This window comes from Enterobacter sp. IF2SW-B1, from assembly GCF_001743375.1.
Taxonomy (GTDB): domain Bacteria; phylum Pseudomonadota; class Gammaproteobacteria; order Enterobacterales; family Enterobacteriaceae; genus Enterobacter; species Enterobacter bugandensis.
The window spans coordinates 1-764 of record NZ_MJAA01000071.1 but is presented as its reverse complement, the minus strand read 5'-3'; the positions used below and the strand labels follow the sequence as shown (position 1 = coordinate 764).

1 tRNA gene and 2 rRNA genes are annotated in these 764 nt (G+C 49.9%); all 3 read right to left on the bottom strand.

Annotated elements, in window-relative coordinates:
• Positions 1 to 290: ribosomal RNA gene (locus A6013_RS23770) — 23S ribosomal RNA — on the bottom strand; the annotation flags it as partial.
• Positions 291 to 474: 184 nt separating this feature from the next.
• Positions 475 to 550 (bottom strand) — tRNA-Glu (locus A6013_RS23765).
• 85 nt (positions 551 to 635) lie between these two features.
• Positions 636 to 764 (bottom strand): 16S ribosomal RNA (locus tag A6013_RS23760); the annotation flags it as partial.

Below are 764 nucleotides of genomic sequence, written 5' to 3'. Positions count from 1 at the left end.
CACACAAGCTGATTCAGACTCCGGGCTGCTCCCCGTTCGCTCGCCGCTACTGGGGGAATCTCGGTTGATTTCTTTTCCTCGGGGTACTTAGATGTTTCAGTTCCCCCGGTTCGCCTCGTTAACCTATGTATTCAGTTAACGATAGTGTGWCGAAWCACACTGGGTTTCCCCATTCGGACATCGACGGGTCAAAGGTTCATATCACCTCGCCGTCGCTTTTCGCAGATTAGCACGTCCTTCATCGCCTCTGACTGCCAGGGCATCCACCGTGTACGCTTAGTCGCTTAACCTCACAACCCGAAGATGTTTCACTTCATGATTGCGAAAATTTGAGAGACTCGAACACACCATTAAAGATGTGTCGTTTCAATTTTCAGCTTGATCCAGATTTTTAAAGAGCAAATATCTCAAACATGACTCGCAAGTCAGTTTTGAGATATGACGGCAGGTGACTTTCACTCACGAACCAGCAAGTGGCGTCCCCTAGGGGATTCGAACCCCTGTTACCGCCGTGAAAGGGCGGTGTCCTGGGCCTCTAGACGAAGGGGACACTGAAGTCTCAATCGCAAGACGCCTTGCTGYTTACTTTTCATCAGACAATCTGTGTGAGCACTACAAAGGCAGGTTCTTTAAGGTAAGGAGGTGATCCAACCGCAGGTTCCCCTACGGTTACCTTGTTACGACTTCACCCCAGTCATGAATCACAAAGTGGTAAGCGCCCTCCCGAAGGTTAAGCTACCTACTTCTTTTGCAACCCACTCCCA